Raw genomic sequence first — 17,992 nt, forward strand, 5'->3', positions numbered from 1 at the left:
ACTGCCATTTTCATCCATTTAAAACCTCACTAAAATGAGTGCCGCTAATAACGATCTTGCCAAGGGAATTAAAGTAGGCTTTCCAAAAAGTTATGGCTTCTTCGGCTGATTCTTTTGAAAAGACCTTCTCTATTTCAAACACTTCTGAGATTTGAGGATGATGGCGAATTTGCCAAGCATGCAATGCCTGATATGGACAGCGTTCTATTTGAAGTAATAAATCGGTTTCATCGGTATAAATCGATTTATCCAAATAATCAATAAGCAAACTGTCGTCACAGGTTCCACAAACACCATAAATACAAAAACAGGGGATGTGGGACATGATGAATAATCCTCATCAGAAAAGTGAAATGGCATGTCCTAAATTATTATTATCGTCCTCTTAAAAGACTACAATAAAAAACCTAAAAAAATGTGCGACAGATCGCATTATGAAAAAAGGCATTATTATTTAAACCATAATTGAAAGCATTAAAGTATATAAACTATTCAAACTTTCTTACCTAAAATTAAATATCATCGGAAGATTGATAGTTTTAATAAAAAAGATTATAACAAATGGGACACTATAATTTACATCAATGGTAAGGAGATATTATGAACAGAGAATATATCAAAAATGTTATAATAAAGCATATTGTTAGTGCCGTTAAAGACATCAATGAATCAGAAATTGATTTACAAAAATCTATGGCGGACTATGGTGCAAGCAGTTTAGATATTGTTTCCGTTGTTTCGGGAAGTATGAGAGAGTTGAAAATAAAAATTCCGCGAACCGAATTGAAGAATGTTAATTCAATTAACGGACTGATAGATTTGTTTGTCACCAGCAGTTCAAAAATGTAAGTTTTAGGATAAGCAATGCAAAGATATTGGGAGTACATGAGGTTTCGACATTTCTATGCAGAGTGACGGGGGAGTGAAGAACGTGACTTCTAAACAAGCTATACTATTCCCGGGCCAGGGTGCTCAGCGCTCAGGAATGAAGACAGTCGTTTTTGATATTTGGCCGGACTTACTGGCGAAGGCGGATGAAATTTCCGGATTTAGCATTCGTGAATTCTTCTTGAATTGCCCTGCTGATCGCTTTAGGAATACACGTTATGTTCAACCAGCGTTGTATACCATCAATGCTTTATATTACTTACATTATACTGAAGAAGGTAATCACCCCCCATTTTTTTTGGCCGGACATTCCTTAGGTGAATTCAATGCACTCCTTTGCGCCGGCGTGTTCGATTTTGAAACCGGACTGCATCTGGTAAACCGTCGCGCGCAGCTTATGTCTGAAATTGCGGGAGGCGGCATGGCGGCGGTACTCGGTCTTGATGCGGAGGAGGTGGTGCAGGTCCTTGCTAGAAATCGCCAACTTAACTTGTCAATCGCCAATCTAAATGCCGACTTCCAGATAGTTATCTCAGGCCCTATCGAGAGTATCCATCTTGCTGAGGAAGTATTCTACGACAATGACGCTGTGAAATATGTTGTACTGAACGTGAGCGGAGCTTTTCATAGTTCCATGCTGAATCATGCAGCCGCCCGGTTTGGTGAATACGTTGAAAGTTTTTCATTTTCAACCCCGCAAATTCCTGTGATCGCCAACAGGACAGCTCGGCCGTATAGCGCATCATCCGTGGTGCGCAATCTTTCTGAACATATTAATAAACCTGTTATGTGGCGACAATCCGTTATGTATATGCGAACCCATGGCGTTAATGATTTTGTGGAAATAGGAGACAGTTCTATATTGTTGGATATGATTAAAAATATTGAATTGAAATAAATACCAAAATTAATATATCAAGATCTTAAGGGCTATAGATGTGCTTCTATACAAAAATTACCCATTACATGCTGCCGATTTTAGCTGTTATCTAGCGTGCCGTATTAATCATCTGTACTTTTTTTGACATGAAAATACTAATGAGAAGGTTATTATTCCTATAAACGGTCCTATCGATAAAATTATGAGAGAAGATAAATTCTCGCCTGAAATTAATGAAGAAATGACTAAATACTTATTAACCACGCCAACGGTAATATTTCCTATTCCCATCCCTATTCCTAGGCCAAGTCCAAAAAAGGTGATAATCATACCTGTGCTCGCAGGAGAAAAACCATAACGTACGTGTAGTGCCTCCCCCGTAAGGATAAACGTCGCCACGCCAGTCCCATTCTAAGCGCGATAGCCCATTCGAGCGTTGGGGGAAAAATAATAGCTATATTATCTATGCTATTTAATTAAATGGATATGAGAAGTAATTTTTGCTATTAATTTTTTCGTTTCGAAAGATAACCGATAATGGGAGCAGAAATGACGTAGGAAAATGCATATCCTGATATCGCTATAGCCGCTTTATCAACGGTGGTCCCAAATGCATCAGCCAGAGGAGGAAGCATTGAGGCCAGCATAAATTCTGCCACGTCAACAAAAAAATTGTTATTGAGAAAAAAGTAAGTTTTATTTACGTCAGCTCATTTTGTAAAGTACGCTTTTTTCAACATCATTATTTATCCTTTTTTCTTGATATAGAATAAATTATTTATCCTTATTATAAAAGCATTCTCAATTTTTTTGATTGGTGCTGTTTACGAGGTGATCGTTAAATAAGGCTATCGTCCGCAGGTCAGATCATCGATTGATTAATAATTATTCACTCGTAAACCATATTAGTTATAATTATGACTACCGCATCAGCTATCATAGCGTTTTGCATTACAGGACGATTGACGGTGCCGCTGCTTATTATCACCACTGTTTTATGGGCGTTTTCCTTCAGCTTGATTGGCGAGTATCTAGCCGGGCAGGTGGACAGCTGGTTTTCGGTGCTGGTGCGCCTGACGCTGGCGGCGCTGGTATTTCTGCCCTTTCTGCGCTGGCGCGGTTATCGCGCAACGCACCTGTTGCTGTATATGGCGGTGGGCGCCTGCCAATTGGGCATCATGTATATGATAAGCTACCAGGCTTATCTCTACCTGTCGGTACCGGAATTTCTCCTGTTCACCGTGATGACGCCGCTCTATGTCACCCTGGTTTATGATCTGCTGCGCCGTCGGCGACTGCGCTGGGGCTATGTATTGAGCGCCATGCTGGCCGTGGCGGGGGCGGCGATTATCCGCTACGACCATGTCAGCGAACATTACTGGCGCGGCCTGCTGCTGGTACAAGCCGCCAATCTGGTGTTCGCCGTGGGGCAGGTGGGTTACAAAAGATTGATGGAAGTCTATCCCATGCCGCAGCATACGGCATTTTCCTGGTTTTACCTTGGTTCATTCATCGTGGCGGTCATCGGCTGGTGGCTGTTCGGTAATGCCCGGCAATTACCCACCACCTCGCTGCAATGGGGAATTTTAGTCTGGCTGGGGGTGGTTGCTTCCGCGCTGGGCTACTTTATGTGGAACTATGGCGCGACCCAGGTGGATGCCGGCACCCTCGGCATCATGAACAACTTCCATGTTCCCGCCGGATTACTGGTGAACCTGGCCATATGGCAGCAGCGGCCGCACTGGCCCAGCTTTATTGTCGGCGCCTCGGTGATTATGGCTTCGCTATGGGTGCACCGGCGCTGGATCGTTGCGCGTCCCGCACATAAGGCAGATGCGCGCACGCGTGCTGACGGGCCGAGCGAATAAACGCCTCGATGGCCGGCTGGCGCTGCTCGCCGTCCCGGGACGCCGCATATAGCCGGCTCCATAAGCCGCTGCCCAGCGTTTTGGTGACTATCAGCCCCTGATGTTCAAAACTCTCCACCACCCAGTGGGGCAGCGCGGCGATGCCCATGCGCGCCGACACCATCTGAATCAGCAACAGAGTATTGTCTACGCTTTTCAGCACCGGACTGACGCCGGCGGGCTGCAGGAACTGGCGCCAGACATCCATCCGCTGGCGCTGTACCGGGTAAATCATCAAAACTTCTTCACTGAGATCCTCGGGAGCGATGTGCTCTTTTTTCGCCAGAGAATGGTCCGGGGCCACCACCAGCCGTACCTCAAAATCAAACATCGGCGTATAAAACAATCCGCTGCGCGGCAGGATATCCGACGTCAGCACCAGATCAAGCTCCCCCTGCTGCAGGGCGGGCTGCGGGTCAAAGGTGACGCCGGAGCGGAAATCCACCAGCACCTCCGGCCATTGCTCGCGAAACTCGGTCAGCGCCGGCGTCAGCCATTGAATACAGCTATGGCACTCGATGGCCAGCCGCAGCGTCGTTTGATGCGGTTCCAGGCAATTTTGCAGCGCCTGCTGTACCTGAGGCAGGATTTGTTCGGCCAGCTGCAGCAGGATCTCTCCCTGGGGCGTAAAGCGGAGCGGCTGGCTTTTGCGAACGAATAGTCTAAAACCCAGCCGCTGCTCAAGATCGCTGAATTGATGGGACAGCGCGGACTGGGTTTGATGAAGCTGGGCCGATGCGGCCGCCAGCGATCCGCTGTTACGCAGGGCTTGCAGCGTCCGCAGATGTTTAAGTTCGATCATGAGGGTGTTTCACCTGGAAGTGAATAATTTGCGCTTGTGGTTAATACAGTACATGTTGATTATGGATGTGTAAACATCTGGACGTCCATATGGGAGAAGGTAATGACAATACTAAGCCACACACTGGGTTTTCCGCGCGTCGGTCTGCACCGTGAATTGAAAAAAGCGCAGGAAAGTTATTGGGCAGGAAAATCCTCGCAACAAGAGCTATTGGCGGTGGGGCGCGAACTGCGGTCCCGTCACTGGCAGCAGCAGAAAGATGCCGGGGTCGATCTGCTGCCGGTGGGTGATTTCGCTTGGTATGACCATGTGCTGACCACCAGCCTGATGGTGGATAATATCCCGGCACGGCACCGGCAGGGCGACGGGCCGGCGGATCTGGATACCCTGTTCCGCATCGGCCGCGGCCGCGCGCCGGGCGGCGAGCCCGCCGCCGCCGCCGAAATGACCAAATGGTTCAATACCAATTATCATTACATGGTGCCGGAATTTACCCGCGGACAATCATTCCGCCTGGGGTGGACCCAGTTGCTGGATGAAGTGGATGAAGCCCTGGCGCTGGGCCACCGGGTTAAACCGGTTATCCTCGGGCCGATAACCTACCTGTGGCTGGGCAAGACCAAGGGAGAGGCTTTTGATCGGCTATCGCTGCTGGCGGAACTGTTGCCGGTGTACCGGCAAATACTCGGCGAGCTGGCGCGGCGCGGTATCGAATGGGTGCAAATCGACGAACCCGCCCTGGTACTGGAGCTCCCCGCCGACTGGCAACAGGCCTATGAAACCGCTTACCGTGAATTGGCGGGACCGGTTAAATTGCTGCTGACCACTTACTTCGACAGCATCGGCCATCATCTGGATCTTATCCGATCGCTGCCGGTGCAGGGTTTGCATGTGGATCTGGTGGCGGGACAGGATTCACCCGACGAATTGCACCGGCGCCTGCCGGCCCACTGGCTGCTGTCTTTGGGCGTGATTAACGGACGCAACGTCTGGCGCGCCGATCTCGGCGCCTGGTTTGATCGTTTGCGCCTGCTATCGGGGCAACGGCCGATTTGGGTGGCCACCTCCTGCTCGCTGCTGCATAGCCCCATTGATTTATCGGTAGAATCGCGCCTGGATGAAGAAGTCAAAAGCTGGTTCGCCTTTGCCTTGCAGAAATGCGGCGAGCTGGGTTTGTTGCGTGCCGCCCTCAATCAGCCGGATGAGGCGCAGGTCTCCTTGTTGGAAGAGTACAGCCGGCCTATCCGCGCCCGCCGCCACTCGGACCGGGTGAACAATGCCCGGGTGCAGGCGCGTTTGACGCAGATTACCCCACGGGACAGCCAGCGCGGGCAAGCCTATGAACGGCGTGCCGAGCTGCAACGGCAGCGTTTTAATCTGCCGGCCTGGCCCACCACCACCATCGGTTCCTTCCCGCAAACCACGGAAATACGCGGCCTGCGTCTGGATTTCAAGCGGGGCAGCCTGGATAGCGCCCGCTACCGTGCCGGTATCGGCGAACATATCCGTCAGGCGGTGGCCGAGCAGGAGCGTCTGGGACTGGATGTGCTGGTGCATGGGGAAGCCGAGCGCAACGATATGGTGGAATATTTCGGCGAACATCTGGATGGGTTTGTCTTTACCCAAAACGGCTGGGTGCAAAGCTACGGCTCCCGTTGCGTGAAACCCCCGGTTATCATCGGCGATATCAGCCGACCATCGCCAATAACCGTCGAATGGGCGAAATATGCCCAATCCTTAACGGATAAACCCATGAAGGGCATGCTCACCGGGCCGGTGACGATTCTATGCTGGTCTTTCCCCCGCGAGGACGTCAGCCGCAAAACCATCGCCCGGCAAATCGCCCTGGCATTGCGCGACGAAGTGGCGGATCTGGAACAGGCGGGCATCGGCATCATCCAGATCGATGAGCCGGCGCTGCGGGAAGGTTTGCCGCTGCGCCAGTCCGAATGGCGGGAATACCTTGATTGGGCGGTGGAGGCATTCAGACTGAATGCCGCGGTGGCCCGGGACGATACCCAGATCCACACCCATATGTGTTATTGCGAGTTCAACGACATCATGGATTCCATCGCGGCCCTGGACGCCGATGTCATCACCATAGAAACCTCGCGTTCGGATATGGAATTATTGGAAACCTTTAAGGAATTCGATTATCCCAATGAAATCGGACCGGGCGTCTATGACATCCACTCGCCTAACGTACCCAGCGAGGAGTGGATTGTGGCACTGCTGCGCAAGGCGTCGGAGCGTATTCCCGCCGAACGGCTTTGGGTTAATCCCGATTGCGGGCTGAAGACCCGCGCCTGGCCGGAAACGCGCCAATCCCTGGCGAATATGGTGAGCGCTGCGAAACGGCTGCGTGCTGAAAAGGTTTAAGGCGGCGATAAACGGGCGGCGGCGGATTATTTGCCGTCGCCGCTCATTCCGTGCTGCGAAAACCATTGCAACATGCGCCGCCAGCCGTCTTCCGCCGAGGCGGCATGATAATTAGGACGGTAATCGGCATAAAAAGCATGGCCGGCTTCGGGATATACCCGAATTTCGGCCTTGGCATTGGCGGCGCTGAGCGCACGGCGCATAGCGTCAATATGCTCCGGAAGGATGCCGGTGTCCTGTGCGCCGTACAGGCCCAGAACCGGCGTCACCAATTCCTTCGCCATATCTACCGGGTGCCGTGGCGTCGTCAGCGTTTTATCCCCCACTAATTTGCCATACCAAGCCGCCGCCGCTTTTAACTGGGGATTATGAGCGGCATATAGCCAAGCGATGCGACCGCCCCAGCAAAATCCGGTTACCGCCAAACGCTGTCCGTCGCCGCCATGGGTGGCTGCCCAATGGGCGGTATGATCCAAATCCGCCATCACCTGCGAGTCCGGCACTTTACTCACCAGCTCTTTGAATAATTGACCGATATCGTCATAGGCTGACGGATCTCCCTGGCGGAAATAGAGCTCCGGCGCAATCGCCAGATAGCCTTGCTTTGCCAGCCGGCGGCATATATCGCGGATATGTTCATGAACGCCAAAGATTTCCTGAATTACGATAACGATAGGCAAAGGCCGGCTTTCACCAGCGGGTTTCGCCATGTAAGCGGGCATCCGATCGCTTTGTGAAGGGATAGTGAACTGCCCCGCTTCCAGGCCGGCATCATCGGTATGAATGGTAGTAGACGCGACATTGCCTGCTGCCGGGGCAAAGGCGGCCGGTTTCCTGTTCAGATCGAGGGTATCGTCGATGTTCATATAGCTGCCTTGTTGAGTTTTAACGTTAGGTTGATTATAGCTAAAGTTAATGGCTTGTGAATCATTTTAACAAGACAGTTACGACAATAAAAGTCTCATCCAATACAATTATTTTTAATGTAATAAATATATAAAATAAAACGGATATGTAATATGTAAATATAATAGAATTTTTACTTCACGCATCTCGCCGCGAGGATTTTTGATAGCTGATAATATCATTAAAATCAATAGCTTTAGGTTATCCATCGATTGTTGATCCATTATTATGTAATAATGCTACATATATCCTCATGGCTAGAGTCATTTATAACGGGAAGAGAAGTATTGCCCGGCTGATATTTAAAATGTCCGTCACACTTTCAATTTTAATCTTCGCCCCGTGGTCGCTTTATGCAATTTATCCGCAGCGAAGCGTTATAAGTTTGATTTTCATTATCGATTTCTTTTATTAAGAATAGACCCAAGCGAGGAGGAGGGTATCAACAGCGGAATACGTTATTTTGTCGATAAATGCATACCAGATAATATCGATTTTAAATAATATTAAAAAAATTATAATAATGGAAAATTGTTATTTCTTTATTTAACACAATTTGAACTATTTCATGATGAAATTAATAGCTATGTTAAAAGAGCAATACTTTTAAAAATTCTGTTTTGGGAGTAACCACCATGACTATATCGATAGATTATTCCGTTGCCAAAACTCCACCTGCCGTTCATAACGGCGCGGCGGGCGCTGATACGGGCAATCTGGCCGCCAAGCTGGAATCCGTTAAAAATAGTCCTGATAACGTCTCGACATTCTCTCTAACGTCATCGCTATCTGCTTCCGCCGCTAAATTATCCACTCACCTGGGTTTGGACAAATTGATCAATGGATTGACATGGGTCGGCAGTCTGACCAGCAGTACGATGGGCAATGTTGTGCAATTCAGTCAGTACGCTGCGGATACCGTGCAAATGGTCCATGACGGCGCAAAAATCGTACAATATGGCATAGAGCATGGCATCAAAGGGTTGCTAAGCGAAATCATGGTCTTATTAAAAGCTCAGTCGTTGCCCATAGTGGAACGCTGGATCGATAAAGTTTACGAAGCCGGGAAAGACGTCACCTTGACGCAGGTCCTGAAGATCCTAATGGAATGTATTGCGAACGACAAAGAAATCAAAGGGTTGTTTAAAGAGATAATTGCAACCTGATAACGGTGTGAATGTGAGATGCCCCACGGACTTCGGCAGATAAATATTAGTATTCTAACGATATTATGTTTGGGTTAACATGTTATTTTTAGAGGTATCTGCCATGTCCTCATCCGATGTTTTTCATCTTGGTTTAACACACTCCGATCTGAAGGGGGCCACGCTCGCCATCATCCCGGGAGATCCGCAAAGGGTTGAAAAAATCGCCGCGCTGATGGAGAATCCGGTGCACCTGGCCTCTCACCGGGAATTTACCACCTGGCGAGCAGAAATATCAGGCAATCCGGTTATTATCTGTTCAACCGGCATTGGCGGACCCTCCACATCCATCGCCGTAGAAGAACTGTCCCAGTTGGGCATCCGCACTTTTTTACGGGTTGGTACCACCGGCGCGATTCAATCTTATATTCAGGTGGGTGACGTACTGATCACCACCGCCGCGGTACGTTTGGACGGGGCCAGCCTGCATTTCGCCCCTGTGGAGTATCCGGCGGTGGCGGATTTTGACTGCACTTCCGCTCTGGTGGGGGCGGCGAAACACCATCGAACGAAATTTCACATTGGGGTAACCGCGTCCTCCGATACCTTCTATCCGGGGCAGGAACGTTACGATACCTATTCCGGACGGGTGTTGAACCGCTTGAAAGGGTCCATGCAGGAGTGGCAAAGCCTGGGCGTCATGAATTATGAAATGGAATCCGCCACTCTGCTGACCATGTGCGCCACGCAAGGGTTGCGGGCAGGCATGGTGGCCGGCGTCATCGTTAACCGTACCCTGCAGGAGACCCCCGATGCCCGTTCCATGCAACTGGCCGAAAGCGTCGCGGTAAACATCGTCGTCGATGCCGCCCGCCGCCTTATTATCTGATCCGATTATGGCGACCGGTGTAAACACCCCGGTCGTTTCAGTCCGGTTTAACCTGAGAATTCGCTTCAATGGCATGATAAGCCGTGCCTTCCTTACCGATATCCCGCCGATGTTAATCATTATTTCCACGTGAGGAGCCTTCTCTTGGAGGATATTCCACCGGGGTATTGCTGGCGCGGGGGGGTTGGGTAGAAGATGGCTTATCGGCCTTATCAACTGATATTCCCTTCATCTTGCATCTTTCATTTTTTGTGTGGCGGCGGCGTTGGCTGAAAGCCGTAATCCATCGGGTATAAATGGGTCTGGACATTTATACAGTTCCCACTTAACGTGACGGTTGGCACAGGTTACGGCGGAGGTTATATGGATTTCAGCCTGTTATACGCGGCGGGGGGCGTGCTGGCGGGGCTGCTGCTCGGCCTGCTCATCGCAAGCCACCGATACCAGAAACGGCTGGCGGATCATCAGGCGGCGCTGGGTTTGCATGAACAATCCCAGGCGTCGGCTCGGCAAGAGCTGGAGCGGGTAGAAGCGGCTCACCGTCAAAGCGGGCAGCAGCTCCGTGACGGCGAGCGCGAGCTGCGCGATCTCTACAGCCGGCTCGCCGCCGCGGAGGAGCGTCTGCAACCCCTGGAACACTGGCGAAAAGAGTGTGAACAGCTCAACGGCGAATTGCGGGCGCTGCGGGAGGTGAATAGCGCGCAAGAGGCCGAACTGCGGGAAGTGACTATTCGCCTGGAAGAGACCCGCATCGGCGCGGAAGAAAAGCAGCGCTTGCTGATGAACAGCGAACAGCGGCTGGCATCGCAGTTCGAAAACCTCGCCAATCGAATTTTCGAGCAAAGCGGGCGCAAGGTGGATGAGCAGAATCGGCAAAGCCTGGATCTCCTGCTGACCCCATTGCGTGAACAACTGGACGGGTTCCGCCGCCAGGTCCAGGACAGTTTCGGCCAAGAGGCGCGGGAACGCCATACCCTGACTCATGAGATCCGGAGTTTGCAGCAGCTTAACACGCAAATGGCGCGGGAAGCGGTCAACCTGACCAAGGCGCTCAAAGGGGATAACAAAACCCAGGGCAACTGGGGCGAGGTGGTATTAAGCCGTGTTCTCGAAGCATCGGGGCTGCGGGAGGGCTACGAATATCAAACCCAGGTGAACATTCAAATCGATAATGCGCATCGGATGCAACCGGACGTTATCGTGCGTTTGCCACAGGGAAAAGATGTGATCATCGACGCCAAAATGTCACTGGTGGCTTATGAACGTTTTTTCAACAGTCAGGATGAAAGCGAGCGCCAGCTGGCGCTGACGGAGCATATTCAATCCCTGCGCGGGCATATGCGGCTGCTGGGGAGAAAAGATTACCAACAATTGCCCGGTTTACGCTCGCTGGATTATGTGCTGATGTTTATCCCGGTGGAGCCGGCCTTTATGCTGGCTATTGATAAGCAGCCCGAACTGATCGGCGAGGCCCAGAAACAGAATATCATGCTGGTGAGCCCCACTACGCTGCTGGTGGCCTTGCGGACCATCAGCAATCTTTGGCGCTACGAGCACCAGAGCCGCAATGCCCAGCATATTGCCGAGCGGGCCGCTCGCCTGTATGACAAGATGCGCCTGTTTGTGGACGACATGCTGGCCATAGGGCAAAGCCTCGACAAAGCCCAGGGCGGCTATCGTTCGGCCATGAATAAGCTGACGCAGGGCCGCGGCAATATTCTCAGCCAGGCCGAGGGGTTCAGGGCGCTCGGGGTAGAGATCAAGCGCCCCATCAATTCCGTGTTGGCGGAACAAGCGGAGCAGGGATATAACGACGCCGATATCAGCAATGCGCGAACTGCCGACGATGACCGCGATGGGCAAGACGAAACGCCGCTAACCATCCCCGATAATTGTCCGCCGTCGGTTGACGACAACGCTGTCCGGGGCGAAACTCCGGAGCAGGCGTAAGAGGAATATACGCCGACGATGCAAGCGGGCCCTCGGCGCGGAGCCATAAGACTTCCGCTGAGTTGACCAGCCCTGCTGTGGGGCTTTGCGCTCGCTTCTGTTACACTTCTCTGATATCTCATTAAGCAGGATGAATAACATGGCAGATGAAGACAAACGCGAAACGACCCATTTCGGCTTTCGCACCGTGCCCAAAGATGAGAAAGCGGTTATGGTGGCGGATGTCTTTCATTCCGTCGCGGCAAAATATGATTTGATGAATGATCTAATGTCTTTCGGCATTCATCGCCTGTGGAAGCGTTTCGCTATCCATTGCAGCGGCGTGCGGCGGGGTCAGAAAGTGTTGGATCTTGCCGGCGGCACCGGCGATTTGACGGCGAAATTCTCCCGGCTGGTGGGAGAAGAGGGTGAGGTGGTCTTGGCGGATATCAACGATTCGATGCTGAAAGTCGGTCGCGATAAACTGCGCAATAAAGGCATTATCGGCAATGTGAGTTATGTCCAGGCGAATGCTGAATCTCTGCCGTTCCCCGATGATACCTTCGATTGCATCACCATCTCGTTCGGCCTGCGCAATGTCACCGAAAAAGAGCAGGCGCTGCGCTCCATGTATCGGGTGCTGAAACCCGGCGGCCGTCTGCTGATCCTGGAATTTTCCACCCCGTTGTTCAAACCGTTGAACAAGGCATACGATCTCTACTCCTTTCACGTATTGCCGCGCATTGGCGAGATGGTGGCGCGGGATGCGGGCAGCTACCGTTACCTGGCCGAATCCATCCGCATGCATCCGGACCAGGAAACATTGAAAGCCATGATGCTCGACGCCGGTTTCGACTCCGCCGAGTATTTTAATATGACCGGAGGTATCGTTGCGCTGCACCGCGGTTATAAATTTTGATCGGGAAATCATATGCTGATGTCATTGATCGCCGCGACTCTTGAAATTGCTCTTAAACGCTTGCTGTATCAGGATCAATTCATGAAAACGGCTCGCCAGCGCCTCAAGGGTAAAACCCTGCGGTTTGAGCTGGCGGAACTGGACAGTCCGGTCATTTTGGTTTTTGGCGAATCACAGGCGGATGTTCTCACCTCTTGGGACGATCCGGCGGATTGCACCGTCAAAACGCATTTTTCCGCGATTCCGGCGCTGCGCCGGCGGCAACGGCTTCCCGCCCTGATTAAGCAGGGGGATCTAGAAGTGGATGGCGACATACAGGTGGTGCAGCAATTTGTCGCCCTACTGGATATGGCGGAATTTGATCCGGCCGAACTGCTGTCGCCCTATCTTGGCGATGTCCTGTCGGAAGGGCTGACGCAGCGCGTTTCCGCCCATGCCGATAATATAAAACGCCGCTGGACCGACCGGCAAACCCAATGGGGACAGGCGGTCACCGAAGAGTGGCGGCTATCCCCATCGGCCCTTGAGCTTGCCTGGTTCAGCGAAGAGGTAGACACCTTGGATCGGGATGGCGCCGCTCTGGCGGCCCGTCTGGAAAGAATGGAGATCAGCCGATGATTTTTGGAGAAATCGGCCGCCTTTATTATATCGTGCGGGTATTGCTCAGCTACGGACTGGATGAACTTATTCCCAAAGTGCGCCTGACCCTGCCGCTTCGCCTGGGGCGCAAGCTTTTGTTCTGGATCCCCAATGAGCATGCCCAGCAGCCCTTGGGTGAACGATTGCGGCTGGCCCTGGAGGAATTGGGACCGGTTTGGATCAAGTTCGGGCAAATGCTGTCCACCCGCCGCGATCTATTCCCGCCGGTGGTGGCCGATCAACTGGCGATGCTTCAGGACCGGGTGAAACCTTTTGACGGCGCCCTGGCGCGCCAGCATATCGAACGGGCAATGGGCAAACCGCTGGAGTCCTGGTTCGACGATTTCGATCAGCAGGCGCTGGCGTCGGCGTCCATCGCCCAGGTCCATACCGCGCGCCTGAAAGAAAACGGTAAAGAGGTGGTGATCAAAGTGATCCGCCCCGACATCATGCCGATGATCAAAGCCGATATGCGGTTAATGTACCGGCTGGCCAGCTGGCTGCCGCGGCTGCTGCCCGACGGACGGCGTCTGCGGCCGGTGGAAGTCGTGCTTGAGTATGAAAAAACCCTGTTGGACGAACTGAACCTGCTGCGTGAAGCGGCGAACTCCATCCAGCTCAGGCGTAACTTTGAAAACAGCCCGATGCTCTATATACCGGAGGTCTATCCGGATTACTGTAGCGAGACCATGATGGTCATGGAACGCATCTATGGTGTTCCGGTGTCGGATGTGGCGGCCCTCGAGAAACAGGGAACCAATTTGAAATTACTGGCGGAACGTGGCGTGCAGGTCTTTTTTACGCAGGTGTTTCGTGATAGTTTTTTCCATGCGGACATGCATCCGGGCAATATTTTCGTCAGTTTTGAGCATCCGGAAAATCCGCAATATATCGGTATCGACTGCGGTATTGTCGGTTCGCTTAATAAAGAGGATAAACGGTACCTGGCGGAAAATTTCATCGCTTTTTTCAATCGCGATTACCGCAAGGTTGCCGAGCTGCACGTTGATTCCGGGTGGGTGCCCCCCGATACCAATGTGGAAGATTTTGAGTTTGCCATCCGTACCGTGTGTGAGCCGATATTCGAAAAACCGCTGGCGGATATCTCTTTCGGCCATGTTTTGTTGAATCTGTTCAACACCGCCCGGCGCTTCAATATGGAAGTACAGCCGCAGCTGGTGTTATTGCAAAAGACCCTGTTGTACGTCGAGGGAGTGGGACGCCAGTTATATCCGCAGCTCGATTTGTGGAAAACGGCCAAACCCTTTTTGGAAGACTGGATCAAAGATCAGGTGGGTATCCCGGCCATCATGCGGGCGCTCAAAGAAAAGGCTCCATTTTGGGCGGAAAAACTGCCGGAGTTGCCTGAGCTCATCTACGAGGGATTCAAGCATCATAAGTCACTGCAAAAAAGCGTGGATAAGCTGGCGGTGGAGTTTAAGCAGCAGCGCGTTAAACAGGGACAGGCGCGGTTTTTGTTCGGTATCGGCGCAACATTGCTGCTCTGCGGGACTTTTCTGTTATCGCAGGGAAACGAGATGTCGTCTTTTCCCGCCTGGTTGATGGCGGCCGGTATCGTAAGCTGGATCGTCGGCTGGAAACGCACTGAATAGTACGCACGACATAATAATAAATATCCTGCATCCGGTTTGTAACCGGCAATATGAATCAACTTAATACAGAGGTGCCTATGGGCGGTATCAGTATCCCACAATTGTTAATCATCGCGGTGATCGTCGTATTATTATTCGGCACCAACAAATTGCGCGGCCTGGGATCGGATCTCGGTGCGTCAATCAAGGGCTTCAAAAAAGCCATGAACGACGATGACGATAAAAAAACGCCGCCCAAGGCGGATCAAACCGTACAAGATGCGGACTTCACGACCCAACCCATTGCCCAATCCGGGCAATCCGAGTCGGAAGAGTCGAAAAGTAAAAATAAAGAGCAGGTATAATCCGTGTTTGATATTGGATTTGGTGAGCTGGCGCTGATATTCGTGATCGGGCTGGTGGTCCTCGGGCCCGAGCGTCTGCCGGTGGCGGTCAGAACGGTAGTGGGCTGGATCAAGGCATTGCGTTCGATGGCGGCGACGGTGCAAAACGAATTGAGCCAGGAATTGAAACTGCAGGAACTGCAGGACAGTTTGAAAAAAGTGGAAGAGGCCAGCAAAAATAATCTGTCGCCGGAGCTGAAAGCCTCCATGGAAGAACTGCGCGAGGCGGCCGATTCAATGAAAAAAACCTTTCAAAGCAAGCTGGTTCCCGATGAGGAAAACCCGCCACATACTATCCATAATCCGGTGGTCACTGATTCCGCGGCGACACACAGCGGCGTGACCCCGGCCGAAGGCGCCAGCCAGGCGCAAGCGCCGGCGATGGTCCCCGGCGCAGATGCCCCATCCCCGGACGAAATGGCCCGTCGGGCGGAAGAAGCATTGCCGGTCCCGTCGGGGATTGCCGATAGCGTCACGCCGGATACAACAGTCCGTCAGCGGGAAACGCCAACGGCGGTCCCGCAAGGAATTGCCGATAACGTCACGCCGGCTAAAGCGGCCCGCCTGGCACAAGCGCCGGCTGCGGTTCCTTCCACCCCCGGCGAGTCCGGCAATGATGGTAAAAATTCAGCCGTAGCGGAGCCGAGCCAGCACCAGGCGCCACCCATTCCTACATCACATAACGATCGCTAAAACATGGCCGTTGAAGATACTCAACCGCTTATCAGCCATTTGATTGAGCTGCGTAAGCGATTATTGAACTGCATTATCAGTGTGCTGGTGGTATTCCTGGCATTAGTCTATTTTGCAAACGACATCTACCAGATCGTGTCGGCGCCGCTGATCAGACATATGCCGGCGGGCGCCAGCATGATCGCCACCGATGTGGCGTCGCCGTTTTTTACCCCCATCAAGCTGACCATTATCGTCTCGGTGTTTGCTTCCGCTCCGCTGCTGCTTTACCAGGTCTGGGCTTTTATCGCCCCGGCCTTATATAAGCATGAGCGGCGCCTGGTCATGCCGCTGCTGTTCTCCAGCACCTTTTTATTTTATGCCGGCATGGCTTTCGCGTATTTCATCGTTTTCCCGCTGGCATTCACTTTCTTCGCGCATACCGCCCCGCACGGGGTACTGATTGCTACCGACATCAACAAGTATCTCGATTTTGTCATGTCGCTGTTTATGGCGTTCGGCGTGTCGTTCCAGGTCCCCATCGCCATCGTTCTGCTGTGCTGGACCGGCGTGGTGACCCCGGAAAGCCTGAAGAAGAAGCGGCCCTATGTCCTGGTGGGCGCCTTCGTGGTGGGCATGTTGCTGACGCCCCCGGACGTTTTTTCCCAGACGTTGCTGGCTATTCCACTGTACCTGCTGTTTGAAATCGGCTTGTTCTTCGCGCGCTTTTATGTCGGCAAGGGCCGCCGCGATGGGCAGGATACGGATAAAAACGAGGATAGCGGCGATGGCGAGTAAGCGGACTACAACTCAGCGGTACAATCACTGACAAATCGTCTTGGAGCTCAAGAGGCGGGACGGGTTCACGGCTTGTTTGCGATCCAGCAATCTGTCTCGCCTGGATACTTTGTCATCGATCTCAGATAGTTTTTTATTGAGTAAAATAAACGCCGCCCCGGTTATGAACGGCGTTATTCAGGAGATAAGATTATGAGCAATGTCTATGGTGCGTATCCACATCGCCGCTTGCGCAGGGTTCGTCGCTACGACTTCAGCCGCCGGCTGGTGGCCGAAAATCAGCTGACGGTAAACGATCTGATTTACCCGGTGTTTGTGATGGAAGGCCACAACCGCCGGCAGGAGGTTCCCTCCATGCCCGGCGTTTACCGGATGACCCTGGATTTGCTGATAAAAGAGGCGGAAACGGTCGCCAAATTAGGGGTGCCGGTGCTATCGCTGTTTCCGGTGATCGAGTCCGATTATAAATCCCTTATGGCGGAAGAGGCCTACAACCCGGACGGGCTGGTGCCCCGCACCGTCCGGGCGCTGAAAGACGCGGTACCGGAATTGGGCTTGCTCACCGACGTGGCCCTCGATCCCTATACCACTCACGGCCAGGACGGCATCATTGATGACCAGGGTTATGTCATCAATGAAACTACTAAAGAGATCCTGGTTCGGCAGGCGCTGTGCCACGCCGAGGCGGGAGCTGAAATCGTCGCCCCCAGCGATATGATGGACGGGCGTATCGGCGCCATTCGTGAACGGTTTGAACAGCATGGCCTGGTGAACAACCAGATCATGGCCTATTCGGCCAAGTATGCCTCCTGTTATTACGGCCCCTTCCGCGACGCGGTGGGCTCAAGCGCCAATCTCAAGGGCGGCGACAAAAAGACCTACCAGATGGATCCGGCCAATAGCGACGAAGCCTTGCAGGAAGTGGCACAGGATTTACAAGAGGGGGCGGACATGGTGATGGTGAAACCGGGCATGCCTTATCTGGATATGATTCACCGGGTCAAGGAAGAGTTCGGCGTACCGACCTTCGCCTATCAGGTTTCAGGTGAATACGCCATGCACATGGCGGCAATCCAAAACGGTTGGCTGCAGGAAAAACCGGCGATAATGGAATCATTGCTGTGCTTTAAACGGGCCGGCGCGGACGGTATTCTGACCTATTTCTCCAAACGCGTGGCGCAGTGGCTGCATGATGACCATCAACGGGGCTATTAAAATACCCGTCATCTTTCAAGCCGCAGCG

The 17,992-nt window shown here is 52.4% G+C and carries 16 protein-coding genes and 1 pseudogene; 14 read left to right on the top strand and 3 right to left on the bottom strand.

The window, feature by feature from the left end; translation table 11 throughout:
- Positions 1–10: 10 nt before the first annotated feature.
- Positions 11–325, bottom strand: a complete 315-nt coding sequence (locus ACL2XJ_RS09270; RefSeq protein WP_413726322.1) for a hypothetical protein — start codon at positions 323–325, stop codon at positions 11–13.
- A 275-nt stretch (positions 326–600) separates the two neighbouring features.
- Here ACL2XJ_RS09270 and ACL2XJ_RS09275 point away from each other — a divergent pair, with 275 nt between their 5' ends.
- The 3 genes from ACL2XJ_RS09275 (at position 601) to ACL2XJ_RS09285 (ending at position 3,636) form a co-directional block, all read left to right on the top strand.
- Entirely contained in the window at positions 601–849 is a 249-nt protein-coding gene (locus tag ACL2XJ_RS09275; protein WP_413726323.1) for a phosphopantetheine-binding protein, read from the top strand.
- An 82-nt stretch (positions 850–931) separates the two neighbouring features.
- On the top strand, positions 932–1,786 hold the full coding sequence (fabD, locus tag ACL2XJ_RS09280) for an ACP S-malonyltransferase (RefSeq protein ID WP_413726324.1): 855 nt from the start codon (positions 932–934) through the stop codon (positions 1,784–1,786).
- Positions 1,787–2,736: 950 nt separating this feature from the next.
- A complete protein-coding gene (locus ACL2XJ_RS09285; RefSeq protein ID WP_413726325.1) occupies positions 2,737–3,636 on the top strand; it encodes a carboxylate/amino acid/amine transporter in 900 nt (299 codons plus the stop codon).
- On the opposite strand, the gene metR is transcribed toward ACL2XJ_RS09285, so the two are convergent.
- Positions 3,542–4,477, bottom strand: coding sequence for an HTH-type transcriptional regulator MetR (gene metR / locus ACL2XJ_RS09290; RefSeq protein ID WP_413726326.1), 936 nt, complete (start codon positions 4,475–4,477; stop codon positions 3,542–3,544). The genes ACL2XJ_RS09285 and metR overlap by 95 nt on opposite strands.
- Positions 4,478–4,579: 102 nt before the next feature.
- On the opposite strand from metR, the gene metE reads away from it, so the two are divergent.
- Complete coding sequence (metE, locus tag ACL2XJ_RS09295) at positions 4,580–6,856, top strand: 5-methyltetrahydropteroyltriglutamate--homocysteine S-methyltransferase (RefSeq protein ID WP_413726327.1); 2,277 nt, start codon at positions 4,580–4,582, stop codon at positions 6,854–6,856.
- A gap of 26 nt (positions 6,857–6,882) precedes the next feature.
- On the opposite strand, the gene ACL2XJ_RS09300 is transcribed toward metE, so the two are convergent.
- Positions 6,883–7,722, bottom strand: coding sequence for a dienelactone hydrolase family protein (locus ACL2XJ_RS09300; RefSeq protein WP_413726328.1), 840 nt, complete (start codon positions 7,720–7,722; stop codon positions 6,883–6,885).
- Positions 7,723–8,397: 675 nt separating this feature from the next.
- Between ACL2XJ_RS09300 and ACL2XJ_RS09305 the strand changes: the two genes are divergently transcribed.
- From ACL2XJ_RS09305 to hemB, 10 genes and pseudogenes are all read left to right on the top strand, one after another.
- Positions 8,398–8,928, top strand: coding sequence for a hypothetical protein (locus tag ACL2XJ_RS09305; protein WP_413726329.1), 531 nt, complete (start codon positions 8,398–8,400; stop codon positions 8,926–8,928).
- A gap of 103 nt (positions 8,929–9,031) precedes the next feature.
- Positions 9,032–9,796, top strand: coding sequence for a uridine phosphorylase (gene udp / locus ACL2XJ_RS09310; RefSeq protein ID WP_203524412.1), 765 nt, complete (start codon positions 9,032–9,034; stop codon positions 9,794–9,796).
- A 363-nt stretch (positions 9,797–10,159) separates the two neighbouring features.
- Positions 10,160–11,746 (top strand): DNA recombination protein RmuC, encoded by a 1,587-nt coding sequence (gene rmuC / locus ACL2XJ_RS09315; protein ID WP_413726330.1) that lies wholly within the window; start codon positions 10,160–10,162, stop codon positions 11,744–11,746.
- 139 nt (positions 11,747–11,885) lie between these two features.
- Entirely contained in the window at positions 11,886–12,644 is a 759-nt protein-coding gene (gene ubiE / locus ACL2XJ_RS09320; RefSeq protein WP_132923866.1) for a bifunctional demethylmenaquinone methyltransferase/2-methoxy-6-polyprenyl-1,4-benzoquinol methylase UbiE, read from the top strand.
- A gap of 12 nt (positions 12,645–12,656) precedes the next feature.
- Positions 12,657–13,262, top strand: a complete 606-nt coding sequence (locus ACL2XJ_RS09325; RefSeq protein WP_132923865.1) for an SCP2 domain-containing protein — start codon at positions 12,657–12,659, stop codon at positions 13,260–13,262.
- Positions 13,259–14,896 carry a ubiquinone biosynthesis regulatory protein kinase UbiB gene (ubiB, locus tag ACL2XJ_RS09330; protein WP_413726331.1) on the top strand — a complete coding sequence of 546 codons (1,638 nt, stop codon included), beginning with the start codon at positions 13,259–13,261 and terminating at the stop codon, positions 14,894–14,896. The genes ACL2XJ_RS09325 and ubiB overlap by 4 nt, the downstream gene beginning before the upstream one ends.
- Positions 14,897–14,973: 77 nt before the next feature.
- Positions 14,974–15,240, top strand: a complete 267-nt coding sequence (tatA, locus tag ACL2XJ_RS09335; RefSeq protein ID WP_413726332.1) for a Sec-independent protein translocase subunit TatA — start codon at positions 14,974–14,976, stop codon at positions 15,238–15,240.
- A gap of 3 nt (positions 15,241–15,243) precedes the next feature.
- Positions 15,244–15,762: pseudogene (gene tatB, locus ACL2XJ_RS09340) on the top strand (Sec-independent protein translocase protein TatB); the annotation flags it as partial.
- 213 nt (positions 15,763–15,975) lie between these two features.
- Positions 15,976–16,749, top strand: coding sequence for a Sec-independent protein translocase subunit TatC (gene tatC, locus ACL2XJ_RS09345; RefSeq protein WP_413726333.1), 774 nt, complete (start codon positions 15,976–15,978; stop codon positions 16,747–16,749).
- Between the two features lie 192 nt (positions 16,750–16,941).
- Positions 16,942–17,964: a porphobilinogen synthase gene (gene hemB, locus ACL2XJ_RS09350; RefSeq protein ID WP_413726334.1), complete on the top strand. Its 1,023-nt coding sequence runs from the start codon at positions 16,942–16,944 to the stop codon at positions 17,962–17,964.
- Positions 17,965–17,992: the final 28 nt, after the last annotated feature.

This window comes from Sodalis sp. RH16 (assembly GCF_047324245.1).
GTDB classification, from domain to species: domain Bacteria; phylum Pseudomonadota; class Gammaproteobacteria; order Enterobacterales; family Enterobacteriaceae; genus Acerihabitans; species Acerihabitans ligni.

Coding starts and splice junctions, on each gene's coding strand:
- ACL2XJ_RS09325 (WP_132923865.1), top strand. CDS start 12,657: ATGCTGATGTCATTGATCGCCGCGACTCTTGAAATTGCTCTTAAACGC.
- tatA (WP_413726332.1), top strand. CDS start 14,974: ATGGGCGGTATCAGTATCCCACAATTGTTAATCATCGCGGTGATCGTC.
- ACL2XJ_RS09275 (WP_413726323.1), top strand. CDS start 601: ATGAACAGAGAATATATCAAAAATGTTATAATAAAGCATATTGTTAGT.
- metE (WP_413726327.1), top strand. CDS start 4,580: ATGACAATACTAAGCCACACACTGGGTTTTCCGCGCGTCGGTCTGCAC.
- ACL2XJ_RS09300 (WP_413726328.1), bottom strand. CDS start 7,722: ATGAACATCGACGATACCCTCGATCTGAACAGGAAACCGGCCGCCTTT.
- udp (WP_203524412.1), top strand. CDS start 9,032: ATGTCCTCATCCGATGTTTTTCATCTTGGTTTAACACACTCCGATCTG.
- ubiE (WP_132923866.1), top strand. CDS start 11,886: ATGGCAGATGAAGACAAACGCGAAACGACCCATTTCGGCTTTCGCACC.
- metR (WP_413726326.1), bottom strand. CDS start 4,477: ATGATCGAACTTAAACATCTGCGGACGCTGCAAGCCCTGCGTAACAGC.
- ubiB (WP_413726331.1), top strand. CDS start 13,259: ATGATTTTTGGAGAAATCGGCCGCCTTTATTATATCGTGCGGGTATTG.
- hemB (WP_413726334.1), top strand. CDS start 16,942: ATGAGCAATGTCTATGGTGCGTATCCACATCGCCGCTTGCGCAGGGTT.
- tatC (WP_413726333.1), top strand. CDS start 15,976: ATGGCCGTTGAAGATACTCAACCGCTTATCAGCCATTTGATTGAGCTG.
- rmuC (WP_413726330.1), top strand. CDS start 10,160: ATGGATTTCAGCCTGTTATACGCGGCGGGGGGCGTGCTGGCGGGGCTG.
- ACL2XJ_RS09270 (WP_413726322.1), bottom strand. CDS start 325: ATGTCCCACATCCCCTGTTTTTGTATTTATGGTGTTTGTGGAACCTGT.
- ACL2XJ_RS09305 (WP_413726329.1), top strand. CDS start 8,398: ATGACTATATCGATAGATTATTCCGTTGCCAAAACTCCACCTGCCGTT.